The sequence below is a fragment of the Candidatus Endoriftia persephonae genome (genome assembly GCF_023733635.1).
Lineage (GTDB): Bacteria > Pseudomonadota > Gammaproteobacteria > Chromatiales > Chromatiaceae > Endoriftia > Endoriftia persephonae.
The window spans coordinates 572,967-596,892 of sequence record NZ_CP090569.1 but is presented as its reverse complement, the minus strand read 5'-3'; the positions used below and the strand labels follow the sequence as shown (position 1 = coordinate 596,892).

Genomic DNA, 23,926 nt, shown 5'->3' with positions numbered 1-23,926 from the left:
TACGTCTGCTGCTGTGTGGTGGGCGCATGGTAGCAAAAGCACTATCCACCACAAAGCAGGGCCGGCCAGGCACCAATTCCCACACAATCTCTAAACTCTTTTCCCAGCCAGTCGATACCCAGACTGCAACCAGAGAGAAGCTGTTTCCTAGCTCTTGGCAGTAGCCCCTTTGGCACCTCCATCAGAAGTAAAAACTGGCGAGTATCACCATGCCTGAAGAGAAAAAGTTCCGCTCCATCCGCAGCAAGATCCGTCGCACCCTGCTGATCCAGTTCGCCATCATGTTGCTGCTGACCGCCTCCTATCTCGCCTACAGCCAGAGTGTACTGGTGGAGCAGTTGGTAGAGGACCAGGCCAGCAGCTTGGCCGATGCCTACTTCGACAACATCAACACCCTGATGCTGAGCGGCGGCATGGCCAGCCGGGAGATCCCGCGCAGCAAACTGCTGTCGCGTCCGGAGGTACTCGACGCTCGCATCGTGCGTGGTGAAGGCATCACCAAGACCTTCGGCAAGGGCACAGACTACGCCAAGGTCAAGGATGAGTGGGACCAGCGCGGCCTCAACGGCGAAAACATCATGCAGTTCCGCGAAGGCGCAGATGGGCGGGTGCTCACCGTGGTAATCCCGATGCGGGCAAAAAAAGAGTATCGCGGCACCAACTGCCTGATGTGCCACGTAGTCGAAGAGAACAGCGTGCTGGGCGCGATACGTCTCGATTATTCCACCGCTGAACTCGATGCCGCCATCAACCGGGATCTGCTGGTCAATGTCGGCATCAACTCGGCGGTGATGCTGATTGCGCTGTTTGTGATCTCAGCGACCCTCGGCCGGCTGGTCTCAGCACCGCTGAAAAAGCTCTCCACGCGCATGCAAGCGGTTGCCGAAGGCACAGTGGACGTCTCCAAACGGATTCACGTGGAATCCAACGATGAGATCGGCGAACTGGCGAGCCACTTCAATCGGGCGATCAAGCGCTTCGGCGGTATCATCGACGATACCAAACGCCAATCGGCCGAGGCACAACGACTGAAGACTGCTCTCGACAACGTCTCCAGCGGCGTGATGGTCTCCGACACCTCCCACAACATCATCTACATGAACAAATCAGTGCTGCAGTTGCTGCACAACGCCGAGGCCGAGATCCAACAGGCGCTACCCGGCTTCTCCGCTGACGACCTGCTGGGCAAGAACATCGACGCCTTCCATCAGAACCCTGCGGAGAACCGCCAGATACTCGATCACCTCAGCTCAACCCACGCCACCGAACTCCACTTGGGCGGACGCACCCTAAGGATCATCGCCAACCCGGTGATCGACGAACAGGGCCAGCGGCTGGGAACCGCCGTCGAATGGGCCGACCGAACCAGCGAGGTGGAGGTGGAGCGCGAGGTTGGCGACATCATCGCTGCCGCCAACCGGGGCGATCTCAGCCAGCGCATCTCAATGAGCGGCAAATCGGGCTTCTACGCCCTCCTCAGCGAGTCGATCAACCACCTCCTCGAGGTCACCGACAACGCCATCAACGACATCTCTCGGATCGTCGCCGAACTGGCTGCCGGCAACCTGACAAAGACCATCACCAGCGACTACCAGGGCGCATTCGGCCAGCTCAAAGACGGCGTCAACGAAACCGTCAGCCAACTCAACCAGATCGTCTCCGAGATCCGCGACTCTTCAGACTTCATCAGGACCTCCGCAGACGAGATCGCCGCCGGCAACACCAGCCTCTCGGTCCGCACCGAGCAGGAGGCGGCCAGCCTCGAACAGACTGCCTCCTCCATGGAAGAGCTCACCAGCACCGTCAGCAACAATGCAAACAATGCCAGTCAGGCCAACCAGCTAGCGATCAGCGCCCGCAGTATCGCAGTCAAAGGCGGTGACGTGGTAGGCAATGCGGTGGCCGCGATGGGCGACATCCGCGACTCAAGTGAGAAGATAGCCGCCATCATCGGCGTGATCGATAAGATCGCCTTCCAGACCAATCTGCTCGCGCTCAACGCCTCGGTAGAGGCTGCCCGGGCCGGCGAGCAGGGGCGCGGCTTTGCGGTGGTGGCCACCGAGGTGCGCAATCTGGCCCAGCGCAGCGCCTCCGCTGCCAAAGAGATCAAGGAGTTGATCCATGACAGCGTCGACAAGGTCAATGCCGGCTACAAACTGGTGGACGAGTCGGGCAACACCCTGCAGGAGATCGTTAAGTCAGTGAAGCAGGTCGGCGGCCTGATCTCTGAGATCGCCGCCGCTAGCCAGGAGCAGATGGACGGCATCGCGCTAGTCAACCAGGCAGTCACCAGAATCGACGACGCCACCCAACAGAACGCGGCGCTCGCAGAAGAAACCGCCTCCGCCAGCACCAGTACCGCCCAGCAAGCATCCCGCATGGCCGAGCTGGTGGAGTTCTTCTCGGTGCGTTGAGCCAGCTCCCCGGCTCCAACAGAGCCGGGGAGCCCCTTTTTCCCACCCCTTAATATCGATATGATGCGCCCTTTACAGAGATTCCTAGAGGGAGCATGAGTTATGAAGCGGATTTTTCTGGGCCTAGTCCTGGGCATGGTTTTTCTCACTGCCGGTGAGGCCATCGCAGCCGACAGCAAGCCTGTCACAGTGGAGATGCAGACCAACCTGGGCACTATCACCCTGGAACTCAACGCCACCGCTGCACCGCAGAGTGTGGAGAACTTCGTCCAGTACGCCGAAGAGGGCTTCTACAACGGCACCATCTTCCACCGGGTGATCAAGAATTTCATGATCCAGGGCGGCGGCTTCAGCCCCGACATGCAGCGCAAGTCAACCCGCGACCCGATCCGTAACGAGGCGAAAAACGGGCTCAAAAACAGCCGCGGTAGCATCGCCATGGCGCGCACCTCCGCCGCCCACTCCGCTACCGCCCAGTTCTTCATCAACCTCAAAGACAACAGCTTTCTCGACTACCCGGGACAGGACGGCTGGGGCTACTGCGTGTTCGGCAAGGTCACCAGCGGCATGGATGTGGTCGACAAGATCGCCCAGCAGCCCACCACCCGCAAAAACGGCATGCGCGACGTGCCGGCCAACACCGTCATCATCGAGAAAGTCAGCGTCAGCCGATAAATCGCTGCCGCACCACAGACTTAGAGATCGTTCACCAGACAACAGGTATTTTCATGATTACGCTCACCACCAACCTCGGCAAGATCGAAATTGAACTGGACGAGGAGAAGGCGCCCAACACCTGCGCCAACTTCAAGCAGTATGTCGAGGAGGGTTTCTTTGACGGCACCATCTTCCACCGCGTCATCAACAACTTCATGATCCAGGGAGGCGGCATGCTGCCCGACATGACGCAGAAGGCGACCCGCGAGCCGATCGAAAACGAGGCCAAAAACGGCCTCTCCAACCTCACCGGCACCATCGCCATGGCGCGCACCGCGGACCCCCACTCCGCCACCGCTCAGTTCTTTATCAATATTTCAGACAACAAATTCCTCGACCACCCGGGGCAGGATGGCTGGGGCTACTGCGTGTTCGGTAAGGTGACCGGCGGCATGGATGTGGTCAACAAGATCAAAGGCGCAGAAACCGGCATGATGGCAGGCCACCAGGACGTGCCGAAAGAGACCATCGTCATCGAAAAAGCCGAGATCAGCGACTAAAGCCGATGGCTGAAACCCTATTCATCTCCGACCTGCACCTCTCCGCCGAGCGGCCGGAGACGGTGCACCGTTTCCTGCGCTTCCTCGCCTCGGAGGCGCAGGGGGCGGAGGCGCTCTACATCCTCGGTGACCTATTCGATGCCTGGATCGGCGATGACCTGGTGACACCAGAGATCAACGGCATCATCCACGGCATGCGTCTGCTGGCAGAGAGCGGCACCAAGATCTTCCTGATGCACGGCAACCGGGACTTCCTGCTCGGCGAGATCTTCTGCAACGCCAGCGGCGCAACCCTGATCAGCGACCCAACCCTGATCGAGCTGTACGGCACCCCGACCCTGCTGATGCACGGCGACCTACTCTGCAGCGACGACACCGCTTACCAGGCGTTCCGCCAGCAGGTGAGGGAACCCACCTTCATCAAGCAGTTCCTCAGCCAGCCGATCCCCGAACGCATCGCCGCCGCCCAGGAGTACCGGACCAAGAGTGGTGAGGCCATCTCACTCAAGGCGGAGGCGATCATGGACGTCAACCAGCAGACCCTGGAGAGCTACCTGCGCGAACAGCAGTGTGGCCGCCTGATCCACGGCCACACCCACCGCCCCGGCCTGCACGACTTCGAACTGGATGGCCAGCCAGTACAACGCTACGTACTCGGCGAGTGGGACAGTGGCGGCGCCGAGATCCTCAGCGCCTCGGCGCAAGGGGTTGAGCTGAAGCGGCTACCTGCCTGAGCCTCAGCCCGCCTCCGCAGCTCCTCCCGAAGGCGGACTCATCTCAAGCCGCCGGAAGCTCTCCGGCAACACAAACAGCTCACGGTTGACCGGGAACTGGCGGCGGAAATCGAGCAGCTCCTGGCGATGCCCGGCCGGGCTCCACTGCTGCAACGGCAATCCCTTCTGCAGCAGCAGGCCGGGGCGCTGGATGTTCAATAGCAGATCGCAGGGCTCCTGGAACTCCGGCGGGATCGAAGCGAGCGTCGCCAGCTGTTGCCGGGCAAGCAGTCGCTGATACTCCTGCAGCGCAGCTCGCGCCTCCGGCATCAGGCCGGGCGCCACCAGACCACGCTCGCACAGCTGACCCGCCACACTAATCTGCCACTCCTGTGGCTGCACTCCAGCCACCGTGGGGGCATCGGCCAGCTCCAACTGGCGCATCTCCAGCTGCGCCTGCACAGGCGCTTCGGATCCACCCGCTTCGGCTCGGAACACCAGCACCAGCCGGTCATCCGGATTGACGCTGTAGATCACCTCGGCCTGGCGATCTAACAGAATAAACCCGGGACTACTCGCCCCCTGATCCAGACGCAGGAAATCGTCGCTGACGATCACCCGGCTGATGTAGGGCTCCGCGCCAGGCTCGCTGACCCGAAACACCAACAGTCTGGCATCCAGCTCTGTTGCGCTCGCCGATACTGCTGCCGACAACGCCAGCACGAGTAGAATTCCGATTATTTTCTGGCGCATAACCGCTCCAATCGCTCCAGTTCCTGTGGCGAAAACCCCGCCTCAAGCCGCGCCTGCTGGTGCAGCGGACAGCGCATCCCGCCATTGAGGAATTGCTCCAACAGGTCAAAGTAGGTCGCCTCCGGCTCCAGCCCCCGCTGTTCACAAAGGTAATGAAACCAGCGGCTGCCAAACCGCACATGCCCCACCTCCTCATCGAGGATCACCTGCAGGCAGGCCACGGTCTGTTCGTCACCAATGGCGCGAAATCGTTCCATGATGCCCGGCGTCACATCCAGGCCCCTGGCCTCCAGCATGCGTGGCACCAATGCCATGCGCAGCAACGGATCCCGGGCGGTGCGCACGGCCATCTCCCACAGACCGTTGTGCGCCGGATAGTCGCCATAGTCGGCGCCACCATCGCGCAGGCGCTGACGCAGCAGGCGGAAGTGGTAGACCTCCTCCACCGCCACCTGTATCCAATCGTCGTAGAACTCTGGTGGCAGATCGGGGAAGCGCTGCACCGCATCCCAGGCGAGGTTGATGGCGTTGAACTCGATGTGGGCAATGGCGTGGATCAGCGCCAGCCGGCCCGCCTCGCTGCCCAGACCACGTCGCGCCAGGCGGCTCGGATGGACCAGTTCAGGGCACGCTGGCCGTCCCGCCTCCTTGATCTCGTCCGCAGCGCACCAACCGGAGAGTTCCAGCTCACCGCTGCGCCAAGCCGCAGCGGTCGCATCGCTCAGCGTCAACTTCTGCTCCAGGTCGTCGCACAGCAAACATTCGCGGGCGGCTTGATAGAGACTCTCTGTATGCATTGAAGATTGACCAGGCAATTAATTAAGCAGATCTATAGGTCAGGCTGTGCCCGACATTATCCTTGATTTCAATCGATGGCATGCGCTGGCCACGGGCCTATATCTGGTCATTATCGGGAGCCAGCTTCAAGCCCAGCATCAGGTCCATCACATTGGTGCCTGTGGGGCCGGTGCTGAGCAGGTCACCGCTCGCCTGCAGCAGCTCACCGGCATTGCAGACACGCAGGGTGGCAGCGGCATCGAAGCCCTCTCGCTCAGCGCGAGCGATTGTAGCACCATCCACCAGCGCACCGGCGTCATCGGTGGGGCCGTCGCTACCATCACTGCCAGCGGAGAGAAACAAGCAGTTCTGCTCCCCAGCCAGCTCACAGGCGGCAGCCAACGCCAGCTGCTGATTGCGACCACCGCGGCCGGGCGAGGGCGGCAACACCACCGTGCTTTCGCCACCCCAGATCCACACCCCCGCCGGCCCCACCCTGAGCCGAGCGGCCAATCTTCGCCCCGCCTCGGCGGCATCACCAGCGATGAACTCAGGCTCCACTCTCACCGCATAGTCCAGCGCCCGCGCCTGCTGCGCCGCGGCTTGCTTTGCCATCTGCAGGTTGGCGACAATCTCCACCGGCGGCGGATCCCGCAGCGGCCGCCGCCGCTGACTCAGACCGTTTGCCACTAGCACATCAAGCCAGCCCGGCAGTTGTTGCCGCCAACCCCGCTGGTCCAGCGTCGGGTCTGGCAGCAGTAGCCCCGAACCGATCACCCCAGGATCGTCCCCTGGCACATCGGAGATCGCCAACGCTGTCACCTCTCGCCCCCCGAGCCAGTTGAGCAGCCCCCCGCCTTTGATCAGCGAAAGCGACTTGCGCACCCGGTTGACCTGATCGATGGGCAGACCACTAGCCTGCAGCCACTGGTTGGTCCGCAGCAGCTGCTCCAGACCGACCCCGGCCACCGGCAGCTCCAGCAGACTTGAGGCGCCGCCAGAGAGCAGCAGCAACAGCGGCCCCGCATCGGCCTCGATGAAGCGGATCAACTGCTGCCCCGCCTGCAAGCTGGCCGCGTCCGGCAGAGGATGACCCGACTCCAGCGCCTGCCAGCCAAGGCCGCGGCAGCGGCGCCGATCAAGATGCCCAACCTTGGAGATCAGCAGCGCCGCCGCCAGCCTCCCACCCAGCGCGGCTTTCGCACCATCCGCCATCGACTGAGCCGCCTTGCCCACAGCCACCAGGCGCACACCATCTGGCAGCGATCGCCGCTGCAGGGCAGCCGCGACACAGTCGTCGCCCGCCACTGCTTGGAGAGCCGCACTGAATATCTGCAAAAGCGCCCGGCGATGGGGATGAATCGCTGTCATCGGCTGATTTGCTAGGTTAGACTGGGTCGGTTTGTCGAACTCAATGGAGATAGAGCGTTGGGGAGCATACAACTGCGCCGTAATTTCAGCCGCAACATCCTGATCCGTATGATCATCATGTCGCTGATCGCGCTGGGATTAATCGTCTGGAAGTTCGAGTTCATCAATCAGGTCTACTTCCGCGACCAGCTGACCAGCACCGGGCTGATCATCAACGGCGCCATCGTGCTGCTGTTTTTTGTCGGCATCCTGCGCATGATCACCATCTTCGCCCACTATAGCCGTGAAGAGAATGACCTGATCCGCTTCCTGCGCAACCTGCGTGAAGGCCAGCGCGACCCGCTGGAAAACATCGCCAGAAAGTCTATCATCGCGATGCGCTACCGCACCATGATGGGGCTGCACAAGGCCAACTGCCCGATCAACCACGGCTCGCTGGCCGCCACCCTGCTGGCCAACGAGAGCACCCGCAATAGCCTGCCAAAATTCATCAACAACGTGCTGATCCTGACCGGTGTGTTCGGCACCATCGTGTCGCTCTCGATCGCCCTAATCGGCGCCTCCGACATGCTCTCCAACGCGGTCAGCTCCGGCGGCATGGGAATGGTGGTGCACGGCATGTCCACCGCGCTCTCCACCACCATCACCGCTATCGTCTGCTACCTCTTTTTCGGCTACTTCTACCTCAAAGTGACCGACGTGCAAACCAACCTGGTGAGCGCGGTGGAGCAGATCACGGTGAATGAGTTGATGCCCCGCTTTCAGACCACCACTGACAGTGCGATCCACGAATTCACCGGCCTGGTGCGCTCGATGCAAGGACTGGTGACCAATTTGGCGCGCTCCCAGGAGCGCTTCGGCGGCCTCGAAAAACAGCTGGTCGCCACCCTCAAGGCCCACGACAAAACCACCGAGACGCTCGCCGCCGATATGGACGAGATCAAGCTGATCCTGATCCGCGGTTTCCGCCTGCACGACGATTGATGATGGACGACGGCTTCATCGATCTGCGCCTCAACCGCCACGCTGGCGAAGCGGACGAAGGCTTCTGGCCCTCTTTCACCGACATCATGACGGTGATCATGATGATCTTCCTGCTCGCCATGGTGGTGCTGCTGATCCGCAACATGGAGCTGCTCGAGCAGCTGCGCACCTCGATCGCCTCTGAGCAGGAGGCGATGGAACTGGTACGCTCCACCGGCGCCGAGAACGAGACCCTGGAAGATCAGCTGATCGCCCGCGAGCATGAGATTTCGATGCTGCGGCTGCAGCTGATGCGCATGGAGGAGCTGCAGGAGCAGCAGGAAGCGGCCATCGCCAGCCAGCGTCATCAGATCGGCGATCTAGGCCGGGAGCGCGAGGGGCTGGAGACCCAGCTTAAACAACTTGGCTTCGAACGGGATGATCTCAACATCCGCCTTGAACGGCAGGTCGATCTCACTAAGCTGCAGCAGGCACAGATGGCTCGTCAGCAGACCCAGATCAACCAGCAGCAGAGCCAGCTCGAACAGCTGCTGCGCGACATCCAGAATCTCAACGAAGATATGGGACGCCTGAGCAGCCGCCACAGTGAGACCCTGACAGAGATGGAGAACCTGCGCAGCGCCTACGCGGACCAGGGCAAAGCGCTGCAACAGGCGCGCAGCAGCGATCTGCTGGGCCAGCAGGAGCTGGAGAATCTGCAGACCAAGTTCGCCAATCTGAGGATAAAGTATGATCGACTGGTGCGGCCGGCCCGCACCGCCACAGGCAAATATGTGGTCGAGGTGCGCTACTCCAAACAGGATGGCAACCCGCTAATCGACCTGAAGCTGCCGGAACAGAGCCACTTCCGCACCATCTCAAACGAGGAGCTCGAGGCCAGCCTGGACGAGATCAAGGGAGCCAAGGGCGACAAGCTCTATATCAAGGTGATCATCCCGAAAAACAGCGGTCTCTCCTACAACGAGGCCTGGGGCTTCACCACCCGCCTGCACCGCAAATACGACTACTATTTCCAGCAGGAGGCCAAGCAACAGCGAATCATCGAAGACGAGCAGCCCCAGACCGAATAGACCGCTGCCCTACAGCTTGGCCAGAGTCAGAGGGTGGGTAGATGATAAACAAAGTCACAAACGCGCTCCTGCTGAGCCTGGCGATCCAGCTAAACGGCTGCGCCAGCCCGCTGCCCAAGGCGATCAGCCAGGTGCCGCCGACCGAGATCCGGGTCGAGGAGGTACGCCAACAACCCGAGCGCTTTCTCGGCAGCCGGGTGCGCTGGGGCGGCAGCATCATCCAGGTGGAGAATCTACCGCAGCATACCCTAATCGAACTGCTCTCCCGCCCGCTCTCTGGCAACGGCAAGCCAGACAGCTCAGGCCGCACGCAGGGCCGCTTCCTAGCCCGCATTCCGGGCTTTCTCGATCCGGAGGAGTACCCCAAAGAACGACTGCTGACGATCAGCGGCACAATTGCCGGCACCACCCAGCGCACGATCGGTGACTACCCCTACCTCTACCCGCTGGTGGAGAGCGAAATTCACCACCTCTGGCCGGATCAGCGCGAGGCGCGCGACTGGCGAAACCGCGATCCCTTCTACGACCCCTGGTACCCTTGGGGATCGCCCTGGTATCGGCACCCCTACTACTGGTAATCCGGTGACCCATGAAAAGCCTACTGATAATCTGCCTTTTCGCTAGCCTCACCGGCTGCGCCCAGACCCCCACCCGCCCACCAGCTGCCGACCGCTCAATCACCCCCAGAATGGTGGTCGATACCGGAGAGCAGTATCTCTCCCATCAGGTCGAATGGGGCGGGGTGATCGTCGAGTCACGCAACCTGCATCAGAGCAGCGAACTCCAGGTACTCGCCTACCCGCTGGATGCGGCGGCGCGCCCCGATCTCGAACAACCGCCCAACGGGCGCTTCATCGTCGTCAGCCCGGGTTATCTGGAGAGTGTGGACTATGCCAAGGGCCGCCAGGTCACCCTCAGCGGCAGGATCTCGGCACTGCGTCCCAGCAAGGTGGGTGAGGCCGACTACCTCTTTCCTGTGGTCGACAGCAGCGAGATCGAGCTCTGGCCTGAGCAGAGCCGGGGCGGTGTCACGCCAAGATTTAACTTCGGCATCAGCGGCGGCTCAGGCGGCCGGATCCGCACCGGGGTCGGTGTCGGCATCCAATTCTGAAGCCACAACTGGCGTCAATCTGCGCCAGGAAACCCGGCCCAGGCCAGCAGATAGAGCGCTGCCGACAGCAGCATCAGCCCGCTAAACCCCAGATCCACCGCCAGCAGCGCAGCCAGCAGCGCACTCACCACCGAGGCGCAACCATTGATGCCCCAGGCCCAAGGCATCAGGGCTGGCTGACGTTCGCCGAGCGCCTGTAGACCCAAGGCAAACGGCATGCCCATCGCCAGCCCCAGTGGCAAGATCAGCAGAAAGCTGAAGACAAACCGGGCCAGCAGCGGGAGCCCCCCCAGCCTCTCCAGCAGCGCGGGCCCCAGCCAGAGAAACTGCGCCACCCAGAGCGCAATCGTCACCACCACCGCTGCCAGCACAACACGGGCACCAAATCGCTGTGCCAGCCAGTGGGAGGCAAAACTCCCCAAGCCAGCGCTGGCAAGAAAACCCGCCAGCACCGCCGTCACCGCATAGACAGGATGACCGAGAAACAGCTGCAGGCGCTGGATGAAGGCGATCTCGATAAACAAAAAGGCGATGCCGATGGCGCTGAAAAATAGCACGACCCGCCCCCAACCCGGCTCTGCCGGCAGACGCCGGCGCAACAGGGCCAGCGGCAACAGGATCAGCAACAGGCTGCTCAACAGGGCCAGCAGCAGGGCGATCAGCAGCAGGGCGTAGCCCCAGTCGAGATGAGCCAGGCCGCTGCCGGCAGGCTGCTGCAACAGTTCTCCAACTCTGGAGAGACGCAGAAAGTGGTTAAAGTAGGGGCGGTCATCCGTCGTCACCCTGATATCGAAGCGGTAATCATCGATGAAGCGCTCCCCGCCTTCCCCCAGCAGGGCCCGCACCCCCTCATGGAAAAAGGGTCGCGCCAGCCGGTGCAAGCGGTTGACCTCCTCCGGGCCGAGATCGGAGAGATAGACCAGATCGAACATCCGTTCGCGACTGAAGCGCCGCACCGCCTGCCGCTGCGCACCACTCAAGGGCTCAAGCGCAACCACCAGGGTAAGTGTATTCCAGCCGCGGATCAGCGCCAGATGCTGCGCCGGCTCTGACTTGCCCAGCTGGCGCAGCGCCAGGTTGAAAGCCGCCACCAGTTTCAGGCCATCCTTGGGCGGCAGATTGAGCCCACGGGTCAGGGTCACCACACCGTTGGGCGTGAGCCGCTCCAGACAGCCACGTAACGACTCCAGGGTGTAGCGATACTCTTCCTGGCTGGAATTCAGTCCGCCCACATCACCCAGCCCCTCCCCTACCGTCAACTGAATCAGATCGTAACGAGTGTGCGGTTGGCGCAGATGGCTGCGCAAGGTACGCGGATAGAAACTCACCCGCCCAGCAAATGCTCTATTGTGCTCAAGCTGAGCCTGCTGCAGCGCCAACAGCCTGGGATGGGGTTCGATCAGGTCGATCTGCTCCGCGCCCAGCGCCAGCGCCTGCTCTACTCCAGTCGCATCACCTGCACCAACCAGCAGCACCCGAGCTGGCGCCACCAGCTGATAGGCAAGCGCAGAGCTGAGATACCCCAGATAGTCGCTCTGCTGATCCGGCGCAGCCAGCGCCCCGCTGAAATCCCCATCGACAAACAGCGCCGCACGCCCCGGCGGCGCAAACGGCGACAGCAGGCTCAGACCAGGCGCATGGCGCATCGGCACCTGGCGGTTCTCCAGCAACGTCACCACCCCCAGTGGATGACTCTCCTGCACCAGCACCGCCGCCCCCCGCGCCGTCAGACTCTGAGACAGATCCTTGTAGTCGGCCGGCTCTACAGCCAGCTCCAGCTTGGCAAGCCAGCTGATCAGCGCCAATAGACAGGGCAGCAGCAGCCACCACAACGGGCGGCGTCGCCAGCCCATCGACTCCACGACGCCAACGATCCCCGCCGTAGTGCCACAGGCAGCCACGATGAACAGTGCTTGGGACGGCGCAGAGAGAAACAGCAACAGGAGCACCGCAGCGGAACCAATCCCGGCCCCCAGCAGATCACTGCCGTAGATCCGGTTGACCCAGCTGCGATAGCGACGCAGGGCGAGACCGAGCGCATTCGCCACCACAAAAAACGGCAGCGCCAACAGCAGATAGACTTGCAACAGATAAGCCAACTGCCGCCAGTTCCAGGCGAGATCGAGCGGATTCAGCGGCACCCGCGCGGCAAACTGGAAGGCATACCAGGCAAGCAGACCAAACAGCAGCGCATTGAGGGCGAAAAAGAGGCGGAAATGGCGTGTCAGTGTGTCGCCCAGAAGGCTCAGAAAGGTACCGCTGGCGCCATACCCCAGCAGCGCCAGACTGATGATCATACCGACCAGGCCGGGCCAGTGGATCATCGAGAAGAGCCGGGTCAGCAACACCTCGTAGGCCAGCGCCGAAGCCGACAGCAGGCCGATCGCCAGATAGGGTGGAAACCCCGCATCCGCTACACAACGATGAGAAACGGTCGTCATTTATTTTCCAGACGACCCTTCCCACACCACTCAGTGACTGCCCGTCAGAGGCACAAAGGAGACCGGCAGGATCTCCTGGGTGGTGAGACTGCCATCCAGCCCTTTGATCACCAGCACCAGCTGCTGGACGTGGTAGCGGTTGCCCACCGGCAACACCATACGCCCACCCCGCTTCAGTTGGCGCACCAGCGGTGGCGGAACGTGGCTGCCTGCCGCGGTGACGATGATGGCGTCGAATGGTGCAGCCTGCGGCAGCCCATGATAGCCATCCCCGAGATGTACCCGAATCCGGTCGAAACCCAGTTGCTGCAGGCGCTGTTTGGCCTGATCCGCCAGCTCTTCGACGATCTCCATGGAGTAGACATCCACGCCGAGCCTATCGAGCACCGCCGCCTGATAGCCGGACCCGGTGCCCAGCTCAAACACCCGATCCCCTGCCGAGACCTGGAGTAGTTCGGTCATCAACGCCACGATCAGGGGTTGTGAGATGGTCTGGCCATAGCCGATGGACAACGGACGATTCTGATAGGCGTTGGCGCGCTGTTGTGGCGGCACAAACTCGTGCCGGGGCACATCAGCCATCGCCACGCGGAGCCGGGGTGAGAGCCCCTCCAGCCCAAATGGCACAGCCAATACCCGCAGCTCCCGCTCGACCTCATCCAGCATCACCTCGCGCTGCTGTCGATAGACATCCTCTGCGGCAACTGGGAACAACACCCCGCACCATAACAACACCACCAGCAACTGCTGGAAACCCCGCCCGCATTGCATACCAGCCCTCCTCTGCTGCTTTAAGTATGGCCGATATTTGGCCTCCGGGAGACTTGGCTGGAACAAGCACAAGAGGAAGTTAGGACAATGCTGACGAATAAAGGGATCGGTTTTAAGGCGGCCTTCTTGGTTATTTTCCAAACCGCTCCAGCAATTTCATGAAATTACGTTTGCGTTTATATTTCTCCCGGATTTGCAAAAGATTGTGCCGGAATTCGGCCTTGTCCCCCAACCGGCCCATCAGTTTTTCAACCCGGCTCAGCAAGGCGGCGGCCTCGGCGTAGGCATCGTTGTTGGTGCGCTCCACAATCGGGCCGATCAGCTTCTGATAGATAGCAACTGCATCGCGAGGATGCTCCTTCTCCCGCAGGCCAGCCAGCCTGAGCCAGAGTTCCTCACTGCACCCCCCTTCAACAGCCTCTTGCCAGGCGGCCTCGATCTCTTTCTCCCACAGAAAGATCTCCACCAGCCTGGAGCGATCCGACCCGGGACGATAATGCCGTTGGCCGCGCGGCGACTTCTTCACCCTCGGCTCGATGCCCGCCCGCAACTGATCCAGGGCACGTTGACGCCAGTAGGGCCAGTGTTTGTAGCGATCAGCATGTTTTTTCAGCTTTTGATAGTTGCTGAGGTAGGGGCGTTGTTCAAACTGGGGCCAGATCAGAGTCATCGCCTCGTCGTACCGCTTGCGACGGTGATACATATCGGCCAGCAGATCCTGCAGGCGGCTATCCGCCTCATCGCCGAAGGCCTGGATGCCTCTCTCCGCCCATTCCAGCGCCTGCTCGCTGCGGCGCGCCTTGCGGTAAATTTCGGCGATCTGGTAGAAGGCGTAACTGGATGACAGGTCTTGGCTCTTGACCTGCACCAGCGCCTCGATATCGCCGCTCTGTTCGGCCAGGCTTTCCATGATGCTAGTGATGTAGAAACGCCGACAGTATCGGCTCTGATCATTTTCACCCGGTTTGAGCGACCGAACCTTGGCCCACTCGGCCTCGGCCAGTGCGCGGTAGTGCTCGCGGCCCCGCATCCCCAACACCTGGGCGTAGCTCTTGATGGCGCCCTGAAACACATCCCAGTCACCACTCAACTCCCAACGGAACAACCGTTCCGCCAGCGCCTCCTGGTCAGGTTTTGCCTTGCGGCAGGCACTCAGATGCAGTGCCTGCAGTCGCTCCAACAGCAGACTCATGTAGCCGTTAGAATCCTCCACAGTCTCAATAGCGCACGCCGTCCGTTGCAGAGCATACTCGCTCAGTTCGATCACCGCGGCAGCATGGCCCTGGGCCAGGAGTTCGTCAATGGCATCGATCGCTCCGTCCATGCCGCGGTAATAGTCGGGCATCGCATAGTAATCGATGAATCCGTCGCTACCGATCGCCTGGTCGATGATTTTTCTATAGGTATCCAGGTTCACACCCCGGGCTGCGGCAGCCTTGAGCATCAGCCGGTCGACGAGCTGTTCATCTTCCACGGCGGCCTCAAGGAGCATATCCGCCAGAGCCTCCCTCTCCTGTAGCAGCAGCCAGGCTCGCACATCCTTCATAGTCAGATCCGCTTCCGCCTGTTTCGGCTGCCTGCATCTGGCCATCTTGCCAGCCGGCGCCTGCTCCTCCATCCAGGCCAGTGCAACCGCCACACAATGCTTGCAGAAATCGCCACCCAGCCCCACCGGGCAGTCGCAATCGTAATCGATAACCTTGCCATCTCCCCACAACCGAACATGGTAGCTGTGAGTGCCTCTAACCGTCGCCGCGATCTTACCCCGGCGTTCCCGCAGGTTACGGACCCGCTCATCTTGGTAATAGGCCTCACCACGCCCATAGGAGCGGGAACCGGCCCAGCGTTTGATTTGGTTCGTTGTCAGCGTCTTGAGCAGTGTCATGTTGTACTTACCTGGATCTGGCCTGACCGGCAATTTTACTATTCAACTGGGGTTGCTGCGTGCGCTTGGTCAAAGGCTGAGAGCGGATGGAGAAGGCGGGATCAGTAACACCAATCCTTATGCGCCAGCGGTGCGCGATTCAGCTCTTCCCGATACACCCGCCACGGCGGCATGAGACGCCCCATCAGCGCCGAAACCGATTGTTATGATGACGCTCCAGCAAGTGCAACACCTCATGTACGACGACGCACTCCAGACACTGACGTGACTTCTTGGCCAGATCGAGATTCAGCTAGATGCGCCGCACCTCAATATTACAGCTACCCCATCGCGTCCGCATGCGCCTGATGCCTCACTCGGCAACTTGAACACCGATGACAGGCCGCTACTTCTCGATCCACGCGAGAGCCTAGCTAAACCCAGCCGTACCCAGCTCTGGAGAGCTGGAACAATCTCGATGCGTGCCGGGTGAGCCGTAATCAGGAACGGGGCTTCTTCGCCACCTGATCACGTAGATAGACTGGCAGTGCGGCCTCGGCGGCCACCGCCTCGCCACGGGCAAAGCCATCGACACCAAGCAGGGCTACCTCTTCGGCCCGGCACAGCAGTTCGCCGTCACTGGCCTTGAGTTGAGCGCCAAGCCGCGGACGCAGCTGTTCGCCATAGGCCTGCCAGCCGCCACCGATGCCGTACCAGCCCTCCCCGTTGGGCAGGCTTACCTGGTCGGCCTGAGCCACCAGTTCCTGCCCCTGCAGCTGTGCGATACCCGCATCATCGACCCAGTAGGCGCCCCAGTAGAGTTCCCCCATCCGGGCATCAAACGCCGGCAGCAACCTGCGTTCACCACGCTCACGAAACGCCCGTTGCGCCAGCGCGGCCAGGGTCGAGACCGGCACTACCGGCAGCTCGGCGGCAAACGCCACCCCCTGCACCACCCCGGTGGCAATGCGCACCCCGGTGAAAGAGCCGGGACCACGGCCAAAGGCCAACGCATCAAGCTGGTTCGGGCGCAGACTGGCCTCGGCCAGCAGCTCGTCCATCATGGTGAGGATCAGTTCGCTGTGGCCGCGGGGTTTTACCTGAAAACGGCTGGTAAGTTCACCCTCCAGATAGAGGGCGGCGGAACAGGCTTCGGCGGCTGTCTCAAGGGCAAGCAGTTTCATCGGCGATCAGTTAGGTTACGTATAGAGGCGGCAGTATAACCGAGCCAATCACCGGCTTGACGCCTATCAGAGCAGGAACTAGTTTCTCAACATGGCTCCAGCGGCTGGAACGGGGGGAAGACACCGATGGCATCCGAGATCTGCCTCAAGTTTCTCAACGACAATCCAGTCGGCCATGATCAGGTAAAAGATTCTGCTTCACGGGACGACCGGCTTGATTTTGCATCCTTCATCAACCCCCTCGCCCATCGCATTCTTGCCTCCGACCAGCACAACACACCGCTGACCATCGGCATCTTCGCCCAGTGGGGTATGGGCAAGAGCAGCATCATGCACATGTTGCAGCAACGCCTGAAGGATGAGTGCCATACGGTCTGGTTCGACCCCTGGAAATACCATAGCCGAGAGGAGGTGTGGAAAGGATTGGCGCTGGAGCTGGTGCATAAGATCACCGACCGCGACTCGGCGACAAGACAATACAAGCGCCGTCAGCAGGGCATCAAGCTCAGTCTCGCCAAGCTACTGTGGGGCCGACTATTAGGCACCCCGGGGATAGAGCTGGTCCATGCGGCGCAACAGGAGCCCTGGTCACCGGAGTTCCTGCACCAGTTCGAGCAGAACATCGGGCTGCTGATTCAGGAGGTAACCCGCCCCAACAGCAGATCTCCCTTAAGGCAAAGAGTGCTGCACCAGATCAGGAAGCCATTCGATACACTGCTCCAGAGCAAACCAGCCCCCAGAGTCAGGCGGCTGGTGGTGCTATTTGTCGATGACCTGGACCGCTGCCTGCCCGACGCCGCAGCGACGGTGCTGGAGGCACTGAAACTGGTGCTCAACCAGCCCAACATGATCGTGGTGATGGGGATTGCTGAACAGGAGCTGTCGCGCGCAGTCTACGCCCTCTATTCGAAGCTGCTCAATACCGACCGGGAGAAGCTCGACCCAGAGTGGGGCAAACGCTACATCGAGAAACTGATCCAGATCCCCTTCCCTGTCCCTCAGGTCACCAGCGCTAGCTTTCTCAGATATGTTCGCCACTGCCTGGGGGAGAGCGCAGTGGATCAGTTACTAGAGCGACCGGAGATCTGGGCGCAGATCATCCGCGATGCCAGCGGCGCTGGCTTCCGCGATGCCAAACGCCTGATCAACCAGTTCATCTCAGAGTGGGACAAGGGGCAGGCCAACACCAACCTGAATGGCAGCAGCCAACTCGAACCGGGCCGAGTGGCACTGATGATCGTGCTGAACCGACGCTTCAGCAGATTCATCGACCATTGCCGCGCTGATCCCGGCCTGTTTGTGCGCTATCAGAGCCACTTTCTCAAACTGGCCAGCGGCGAGGTCGCCCTTGATGAAGAGGAGAGTCAGACGCTGACAGAGGCCTTTGGAGAGCAGGAAGATGCCCCCTTTCATCGTAGCGAGGCGTTGGCCGAGCTGTTCGCCACCTGCTTCTATGCCGAGCCGTCAGAGCAACCGCTGGTCAGCAGCTTTGAGAGTATCGAGGAGGCCAGGAGCTACTTCGAATTCGGTCTGCCCCCTGAGCCCGTCAGCCAAACCACATCGACCAGTGAAGCAGAAACTACCGCTGAACCACCACCAACCAAACCGGCTGATCATGTCAGTGACAGGGTGCTCAAGGCGCTGGAGCAGATCCATCAACTGCTAGGCCAGAATCAGCTCGATGAGGCTGAGGCCGTGGCAGCAAAGGCCCTGAAGATCACGAAAAGCAGAGAGGAACCGCTTGGCAGCGGCAAACTACAACTGTTGCGTGCCGAGATTCGTCTCAAGCAACGAAATCTGCGCTGGGCACGCCAGTATGTGGAGGAGGCGCTGGCGGCAGGCATCGACCATCAGGACCGGGGTCTGGAACTGGCGGCGCTCAGCCTCAAAGGACAGATCGAACTCGCCGCCGGACATCCTGCCGAGGCCCAGGAGCCGGCCGCCCAGGCCCTCTCCCTGGCGCGGGCCATTGGCGACAACCGCGCCGAGCTAGAGGCCTTGGAGACACTCGCCAGCATCAACCAGCAGCGAGGCGAACTCAATGAGGCAAAAAGCTATATCCATCAAGCTCTGGAGATCGCCGAGTCTAACCGTTTCCGTAAAGCAGAATTACGATTGCGGCTCGCCGAAGCAAAAACTGAACGACTGCGCGGTGATCTTGGAGCAGCCTATCCGATCTACCAAGAAGTTCAGAAACTAGCCGATTCGCTCAATATTTCTAGCGCTGAGTTTGATGCCTTGCTGCAACTGGCAGAGCTGGAACAGGAGCAGGGCAATCGTGCCTCAGCAGAATCACAGCTCCAGCGGGCGGCAGAGATCGCCACAAAGATAGACGACCCGTTGCTGTACGCCCAAAGCCAGATCGCCTTGGGCGAAGTGATGGAGGAGATGGAGATGATCGAGGCGGCTGCACAATGCTACCGGGAGGCAATGGACGCGACTCAGGTCGCCACAAAAGGATTAGATAACCCAGCAGCAGCCCAGACGCTACAGGGAGATCTGAAAAAACGCCTGAAGCGCATCGACTACCTAAAGGAACAGCTACCGGAATAGGCCTGAAACCGCACTACTGGACCTCCACCGCCAACATCTCCGAGTAGCCGCTGGTGTAGCCGTCGATGTCATCGACGGTGACCGCAAAGTAGTGCGTGCCGACCGCCACATCCCGCAGTATGAACTGCCTGCTGCTGCCATCGCTCTGCTCCCCCACCGGCAGCATCGCATCGTAGTCGGAAGTGGCGGCATGGTAGACCTTGAAGCCTGTTACCGGCAGTTGAGTGGTGGGGGTAAGATCCCAGGAGACTCGCAGATCGACACGGCCGCTCGGGCCAGCGTCGACCCTGGTGAGCGGGAGCGTGGTGCCACCCGCATCGCCACTGTCAGTGGATTGGGTGGTGGTAGTGGATGAATCACCGCCGCCACAGCCTGCTAGCAGAGTCATTACCAGCAGCAGATAGATCATGATAAGTGATCGCATGGCCCGTTCCTGCAATCGAAATGAGAACTGATTATATCCCTCTACCGCGGTCAATTTCAGGTCATAATCGGTCCATTTTTCCCAATCCGTCAACCCGTGATCTGTTCATGTTCATCCACATCGAGATCCACACTCCGATTTGTACCCTTACGACGACGCTGGCGGCGCTCCTCCAGCCCGGTCAGCAGATCCCACAATACCGGCACGATGAACAGGATCAGGGCGGTGGCGGTGGCCAAGCCGGTGACGAAGGTGGAAGCCATACTGCCCCACACCAACGAGTAGCTGGGGATGCCCAGCGCCATCGGCAGCAGGCCAAGGGTGGTGGTGAGGGTGGTGAGGACGATCGGCCGCAGCCGCACATGCACCCCCTCGATGATCGCCTGGCGCCGCGCCATACCCGACCGGTAGCGACGATTGATGAAGTCGATCAGCACCAGCGCGTCATTGACCACCACCCCGGCCACGCCGATCACCGCGATGAAGCTGTTAACGGTGAACAACGACTGGCTGACCAGCTTGCCGAAGACCACGCCGATCAGGGCGAAGATAATCGCCGAGAGGATAATCATCGGCTGTAGGTAGGATTGGAACTGGGTCGCCAGGATCACATACATCACCAGTACCGCGATGATGAAGGCGTAGGCCAGCGACTCAAAAGAACGCTGAGTGTCCTCATGCTCACCGCCGAAGATTACCGTAGCGCCCGGATAGCGATCACGCAGGGTCTCGTAGTGGGCGCGCACCGCGCTGACGATCGCCGGCGTCGAAGTCGGCGCGCCCTCTTTGATATTCCCCTTTAGGCTGATCGCCCGCTGCCCCTGGTAGCGCTTGATCTCGCCCGGCTCCGAATAGCTATGCAGCCGCACCAGATCGGCCAGATGGACCGGCCGGTCGGCATCTTCCACCACCGGCAGGTAGAGCGCATGCTCCGGCTCCGTCAGCTGTGCTTGATCCACATAGAGCTTGAGATCGATCTCCTCATCCAAATGGCGGTACTTGCCGATATAGCGGCCGTCGAGCACGCTGGCGGCGAGCCGCGCCACCCGGGCGTTATCGAGACCATACTCCGCCACCCGATCCTGTAGCACCTCGAGCCGGATCACCCGGCGCGGGCGCCCCTGGTCATCCGCCAGATCGAGCAGATGCGGGCCAATATCGGGATCGGCGCGCATGAAGGAGAGGAGTTCGGCGGCGAGCGCGGCGACCGTCTCGGTCTTCGAGCCGACGATACGCACGTTGATGTCCTTGCCAGTGGGCGGACCATCCTTCTGCGGGTGGATATGCAGCTGGTAACCGTCGGTCTCGAAGCGCGGTTTGAGGCGTTGGCGCATCCGCTCTAGGTGGGCCAGCGGGTCGGCAAAGGCCTGCTCCGCCACCGCCGGCATGGTGACCATCACCGAGCCATGGTTGTTGCCGAACACCGGCTCGTAGTCCTCATTGAAGTAGTAGCCAGCAAATCCGGCAGCGGAGCGGGCGTAGCCGGGGCCATCTTCCATCACTGCCTCTGCAATCGTCCGCACCTTGCGGTCGATGGTCTCGATCGGGGTGTTGCTCGGCCCCACCACATCCACATAGTAGAGCTTGTAGTCGTCGGGGAAGAACTGGATGCGGATCAGTGGCGCCTTGCCGCTGACTGAGAGGCCCAGGATCACCACCGCCGCACCGAAAGCAATCACCACCAGCAACACGCTGGTGAGGCGGAAACGCAGGGTGAACCGCAGCACCCGGTCGGTGAAGCTGCGCAGCAGCCGCAGCAGGAGATTGTCGCGCTCCACCGCTTTGATCATGCTACCGCCACGGGGACCAAAATCGAGGTAGTGGATCGGCAGGATCAGCAGGCACTCCACCAGCGAAGCGAGGATGGCAAAGGTCACCGCCTTCGGCACCAGGGCGAAGAACTGGCCGGTGGTGCCCGACATGATCAACATCGGCAGGAACGCGGCGACGGTGGTCATGGTGGCGGAGATCACCGGCAGCGCCACCTCAGCGGTGCCACTAACGATCGCCTGTTGCAGCGGCTCCCCCTCCTGCACGTGACGGTAGATGTTCTCGGTCACCACGATCGCATCGTCGACGATGATGCCGGTCACCAGCACGAACGAGAACAGGGTGATCTCGTTGAAGCTGTTGCCGGTGAGGTACATGATCAGCATCGTGATCATAAAAGAGAAGGGGATGCCGATGGTCACCAGCCCGGCATTGCGGATGCCCATGAAGTACCAGATGATCAGCGACACCAGGACTATGCCCACCAACATGTTCATGCCGAGGGTGTTGAGGCCATCCTCGATATAGACGGTGGAATCCTGGGTCAGCACCAGCTCCACCCCCTGGGCTGCCAGCAGTGGCCTGAACTCCTCCAGCAGCGCCACCACCGCATCACGGATGCGCATCGCGTTGCCCGCATCGGACTTGATCACCTGCAACCCCAGCGAGGGCCTGCCGTTGACCGAGGAGATCACCACCGGGTCGCGATAGCCCATGCCGGCGTGACTGATCAGATCCGCCACCCGCACCAGACTGGCATCGGCATCCTTGCGCACCACGGTCTGCAGCACCTGCTCACGGCTGACGAAACGCTCATCCACCTTGACCAAGAACTCACCACTGCTGGCGGTGAACTTGCCCGCCGGGATCGACAGGTTGGCGCTGCTCAGGGCAGCAGCAACCCGCTCGTAGCTGACCCCCAGCGCTCGCAGTTTTGCGGGATCGAGGGAGACGTGGAACTCCTGCACATCCTCCCCACTCAGCTTCACCTCCTGCACGTTGGGAATCTGCTTGAGGCGGCTCTTCAGCTCCTCCGCCATCAGCGCCAGCGCCCGGTTGCTATGCTCCCCCACCAAATTGACGGCAATCACCGGCAGCCAGTCCTGCACCGTCACATACAGCATGTGCGGCGGATCGACCCCCTCTGGCAGCTCGTTGATGATATTGAGCACCTCGAAGCGCACCTCGTCGTAGAGCGCCTCGTAGTCCGAATCGTCGACAAACTTGAGGCGCACATTGGAGCGACCGCTAAAGGAGGTGGCATTGACCCACTCCACATCGTCCACCGTCTCCAGCGCATCCTCGATCTTGCGCGTCACCAGGGTCTCTACCTCCACCGCCGAGGCACCGGGGTAGATGGTGTTGATGATCACCTCACCAAAGCCGAAGTTGGGGTAGCGTTCTGCGGGCATGGCGAAGATGGAGATGAAGCCCACCACCATCAACACCACGAACATCAGGTTGTAAAAGACCCGCTGCTTGAGGGAGAAACGTATCAGCGACTCCATGGCCCTACTCCGCCGGGAGCTGGAAACGGTCACCGGCCTTGAGCCCCGGCGCGGCAACCCGCACCCACTCCCCCTCAACCCCGCTGGCTACTCCCAGATAGACCACCTTCAGCTGCTCGCCGTCGGCGCGGGTCAGCCAGTGCTGCTCATAACGTTCGCTGAGAGCGGCGCGGGGCAGTAGCACCGTCCCGGAAGATGCTGGCAACTCAAGCCGGAGTTCGGCACGGATACCGCCGCGGGGCTGTTGCATGGGCTGTTCGATCGCCAGCTCTACCTGGATCTTGCGTGACACGGGGTCGAAGGCAGGGGAGACATGTTCGATCTGCGCCGTTACCTCCCCTCCCCGATCTGGCAGGCGCAGTTTCAGATCGCCAGCCTGTCGCTCAAGTACGGTGAACTCCGCATTGTTAAGGGCAAACGGTACGATCAGGCGTGAGTAGTCCCCCAGAGTCACCACTGGCGTTCCGATATTCAGCCACTGCCCCGGCTCCACATGACGTTCAATCACTCGCCAGCCCGCAGGCCCCGCCACGCAGTGACGCTGCCGGCGCTCGCGCAGGATCTGGGCCTGCACCTGACTGGCAACCAGCTGGGCACGGCTGCTCTGCAGGGCGCGTTCTGACTCATCCAGCTGGCTCTGGGATGAGCTCTTCTGTTGCAGTAGCCGGCTGAAGCGCTTCACTTGCTTGCTGTAGTGGGTGATATCCACCTGCAGACGCTGCTGCTCCGCCTGATTGGCACGAATCTCCAGGTCGATGAAGGTTGTGTCGAGACAGGCGAACGACGTGCCCTTCTCAAGCCTGTCGCCCACATCCGCTGTCACCCGCTCGACCCGGCCGGCAACCTCGGTAGAGACAACCAGCAGCGCCGCCTCACGGGTGAAGCCGGTGAGGGTCTCTTGCTGGGTGGCCACTCGGGCCGCAACGCTCTGCAGCTGGGCTGCCAATGCTGGCAGCGGCAACAATAGCATCAGCAGAGGTAGAGTGAGGATCTTGTTCACG

The 23,926-nt window shown here is 61.3% G+C and carries 20 protein-coding genes; 9 read left to right on the top strand and 11 right to left on the bottom strand.

Annotation, left to right across the window (positions count from 1 at the left end; all coding sequences use genetic code 11):
* The first annotated feature begins 209 nt into the window (after positions 1-209).
* The 4 genes from L0Y14_RS02835 to L0Y14_RS02820 all read left to right on the top strand — a co-directional run bounded on the left by L0Y14_RS02835 (position 210) and on the right by L0Y14_RS02820 (position 4,365).
* Positions 210-2,414 (top strand): methyl-accepting chemotaxis protein, encoded by a 2,205-nt coding sequence (locus tag L0Y14_RS02835; RefSeq protein ID WP_006473663.1) that lies wholly within the window; start codon positions 210-212, stop codon positions 2,412-2,414.
* Positions 2,415-2,516: 102 nt separating this feature from the next.
* Positions 2,517-3,089 (top strand): peptidylprolyl isomerase, encoded by a 573-nt coding sequence (locus L0Y14_RS02830; RefSeq protein WP_005958899.1) that lies wholly within the window; start codon positions 2,517-2,519, stop codon positions 3,087-3,089.
* 53 nt (positions 3,090-3,142) lie between these two features.
* Entirely contained in the window at positions 3,143-3,631 is a 489-nt protein-coding gene (locus L0Y14_RS02825; protein WP_005958900.1) for a peptidylprolyl isomerase, read from the top strand.
* Between the two features lie 5 nt (positions 3,632-3,636).
* Entirely contained in the window at positions 3,637-4,365 is a 729-nt protein-coding gene (locus L0Y14_RS02820; protein ID WP_005958901.1) for a UDP-2,3-diacylglucosamine diphosphatase, read from the top strand.
* 3 nt (positions 4,366-4,368) lie between these two features.
* Here the strand turns inward: L0Y14_RS02820 and L0Y14_RS02815 are convergent, their stop codons facing one another.
* The 3 genes from L0Y14_RS02815 to L0Y14_RS02805 form a co-directional block, all read right to left on the bottom strand.
* Complete coding sequence (locus L0Y14_RS02815) at positions 4,369-5,097, bottom strand: hypothetical protein (protein WP_040818483.1); 729 nt, start codon at positions 5,095-5,097, stop codon at positions 4,369-4,371.
* Positions 5,082-5,894: a ferritin-like domain-containing protein gene (locus tag L0Y14_RS02810; protein WP_081417682.1), complete on the bottom strand. Its 813-nt coding sequence runs from the start codon at positions 5,892-5,894 to the stop codon at positions 5,082-5,084. Before L0Y14_RS02810 ends, L0Y14_RS02815 begins: the two co-directional genes overlap by 16 nt.
* Before the next feature lie 97 nt (positions 5,895-5,991).
* Complete coding sequence (locus L0Y14_RS02805; protein WP_305790617.1) at positions 5,992-7,245, bottom strand: DUF4147 domain-containing protein; 1,254 nt, start codon at positions 7,243-7,245, stop codon at positions 5,992-5,994.
* A 57-nt stretch (positions 7,246-7,302) separates the two neighbouring features.
* On the opposite strand from L0Y14_RS02805, the gene L0Y14_RS02800 reads away from it, so the two are divergent.
* From L0Y14_RS02800 to L0Y14_RS02785, 4 genes are read left to right on the top strand one after another with little or no spacing between them, the layout of a single operon-like run.
* Positions 7,303-8,229, top strand: a complete 927-nt coding sequence (locus L0Y14_RS02800; RefSeq protein ID WP_005958905.1) for a hypothetical protein — start codon at positions 7,303-7,305, stop codon at positions 8,227-8,229.
* On the top strand, positions 8,229-9,299 hold the full coding sequence (locus tag L0Y14_RS02795; RefSeq protein ID WP_006473660.1) for a hypothetical protein: 1,071 nt from the start codon (positions 8,229-8,231) through the stop codon (positions 9,297-9,299). The genes L0Y14_RS02800 and L0Y14_RS02795 overlap by 1 nt, the downstream gene beginning before the upstream one ends.
* Positions 9,300-9,340: 41 nt before the next feature.
* Positions 9,341-9,877, top strand: coding sequence for a Slp family lipoprotein (locus L0Y14_RS02790; RefSeq protein WP_005958907.1), 537 nt, complete (start codon positions 9,341-9,343; stop codon positions 9,875-9,877).
* Positions 9,878-9,888: 11 nt separating this feature from the next.
* Complete coding sequence (locus L0Y14_RS02785; RefSeq protein ID WP_005958908.1) at positions 9,889-10,410, top strand: Slp family lipoprotein; 522 nt, start codon at positions 9,889-9,891, stop codon at positions 10,408-10,410.
* 14 nt (positions 10,411-10,424) lie between these two features.
* On the opposite strand, the gene L0Y14_RS02780 is transcribed toward L0Y14_RS02785, so the two are convergent.
* From L0Y14_RS02780 to tsaB, 5 genes are all read right to left on the bottom strand, one after another.
* Positions 10,425-12,851, bottom strand: a complete 2,427-nt coding sequence (locus tag L0Y14_RS02780) for a spermidine synthase family protein (protein WP_005958909.1) — start codon at positions 12,849-12,851, stop codon at positions 10,425-10,427.
* 30 nt (positions 12,852-12,881) lie between these two features.
* Positions 12,882-13,622 (bottom strand): protein-L-isoaspartate(D-aspartate) O-methyltransferase, encoded by a 741-nt coding sequence (locus L0Y14_RS02775; protein ID WP_006473656.1) that lies wholly within the window; start codon positions 13,620-13,622, stop codon positions 12,882-12,884.
* Positions 13,623-13,752: 130 nt separating this feature from the next.
* Positions 13,753-15,507, bottom strand: coding sequence for an SWIM zinc finger family protein (locus L0Y14_RS02770; protein WP_040818475.1), 1,755 nt, complete (start codon positions 15,505-15,507; stop codon positions 13,753-13,755).
* 184 nt (positions 15,508-15,691) lie between these two features.
* Positions 15,692-15,763: a DUF45 domain-containing protein gene (locus L0Y14_RS02765; RefSeq protein ID WP_240991557.1), complete on the bottom strand. Its 72-nt coding sequence runs from the start codon at positions 15,761-15,763 to the stop codon at positions 15,692-15,694.
* A gap of 223 nt (positions 15,764-15,986) precedes the next feature.
* Positions 15,987-16,670, bottom strand: a complete 684-nt coding sequence (gene tsaB / locus L0Y14_RS02760; RefSeq protein ID WP_005958913.1) for a tRNA (adenosine(37)-N6)-threonylcarbamoyltransferase complex dimerization subunit type 1 TsaB — start codon at positions 16,668-16,670, stop codon at positions 15,987-15,989.
* A 126-nt stretch (positions 16,671-16,796) separates the two neighbouring features.
* On the opposite strand from tsaB, the gene L0Y14_RS02755 reads away from it, so the two are divergent.
* Positions 16,797-19,223: a P-loop NTPase fold protein gene (locus L0Y14_RS02755; RefSeq protein ID WP_006473654.1), complete on the top strand. Its 2,427-nt coding sequence runs from the start codon at positions 16,797-16,799 to the stop codon at positions 19,221-19,223.
* Positions 19,224-19,236: 13 nt separating this feature from the next.
* Here L0Y14_RS02755 and L0Y14_RS02750 read toward each other — a convergent pair whose 3' ends face one another.
* From L0Y14_RS02750 to L0Y14_RS02740, 3 genes are all read right to left on the bottom strand, one after another.
* Positions 19,237-19,647, bottom strand: a complete 411-nt coding sequence (locus L0Y14_RS02750) for a hypothetical protein (protein WP_138921696.1) — start codon at positions 19,645-19,647, stop codon at positions 19,237-19,239.
* Positions 19,648-19,736: 89 nt separating this feature from the next.
* Positions 19,737-22,925 carry an efflux RND transporter permease subunit gene (locus L0Y14_RS02745; protein ID WP_006473652.1) on the bottom strand — a complete coding sequence of 1,063 codons (3,189 nt, stop codon included), beginning with the start codon at positions 22,923-22,925 and terminating at the stop codon, positions 19,737-19,739.
* A 4-nt stretch (positions 22,926-22,929) separates the two neighbouring features.
* Positions 22,930-23,925, bottom strand: coding sequence for an efflux RND transporter periplasmic adaptor subunit (locus L0Y14_RS02740; protein WP_006473651.1), 996 nt, complete (start codon positions 23,923-23,925; stop codon positions 22,930-22,932).
* Position 23,926 lies beyond the last annotated feature (1 nt).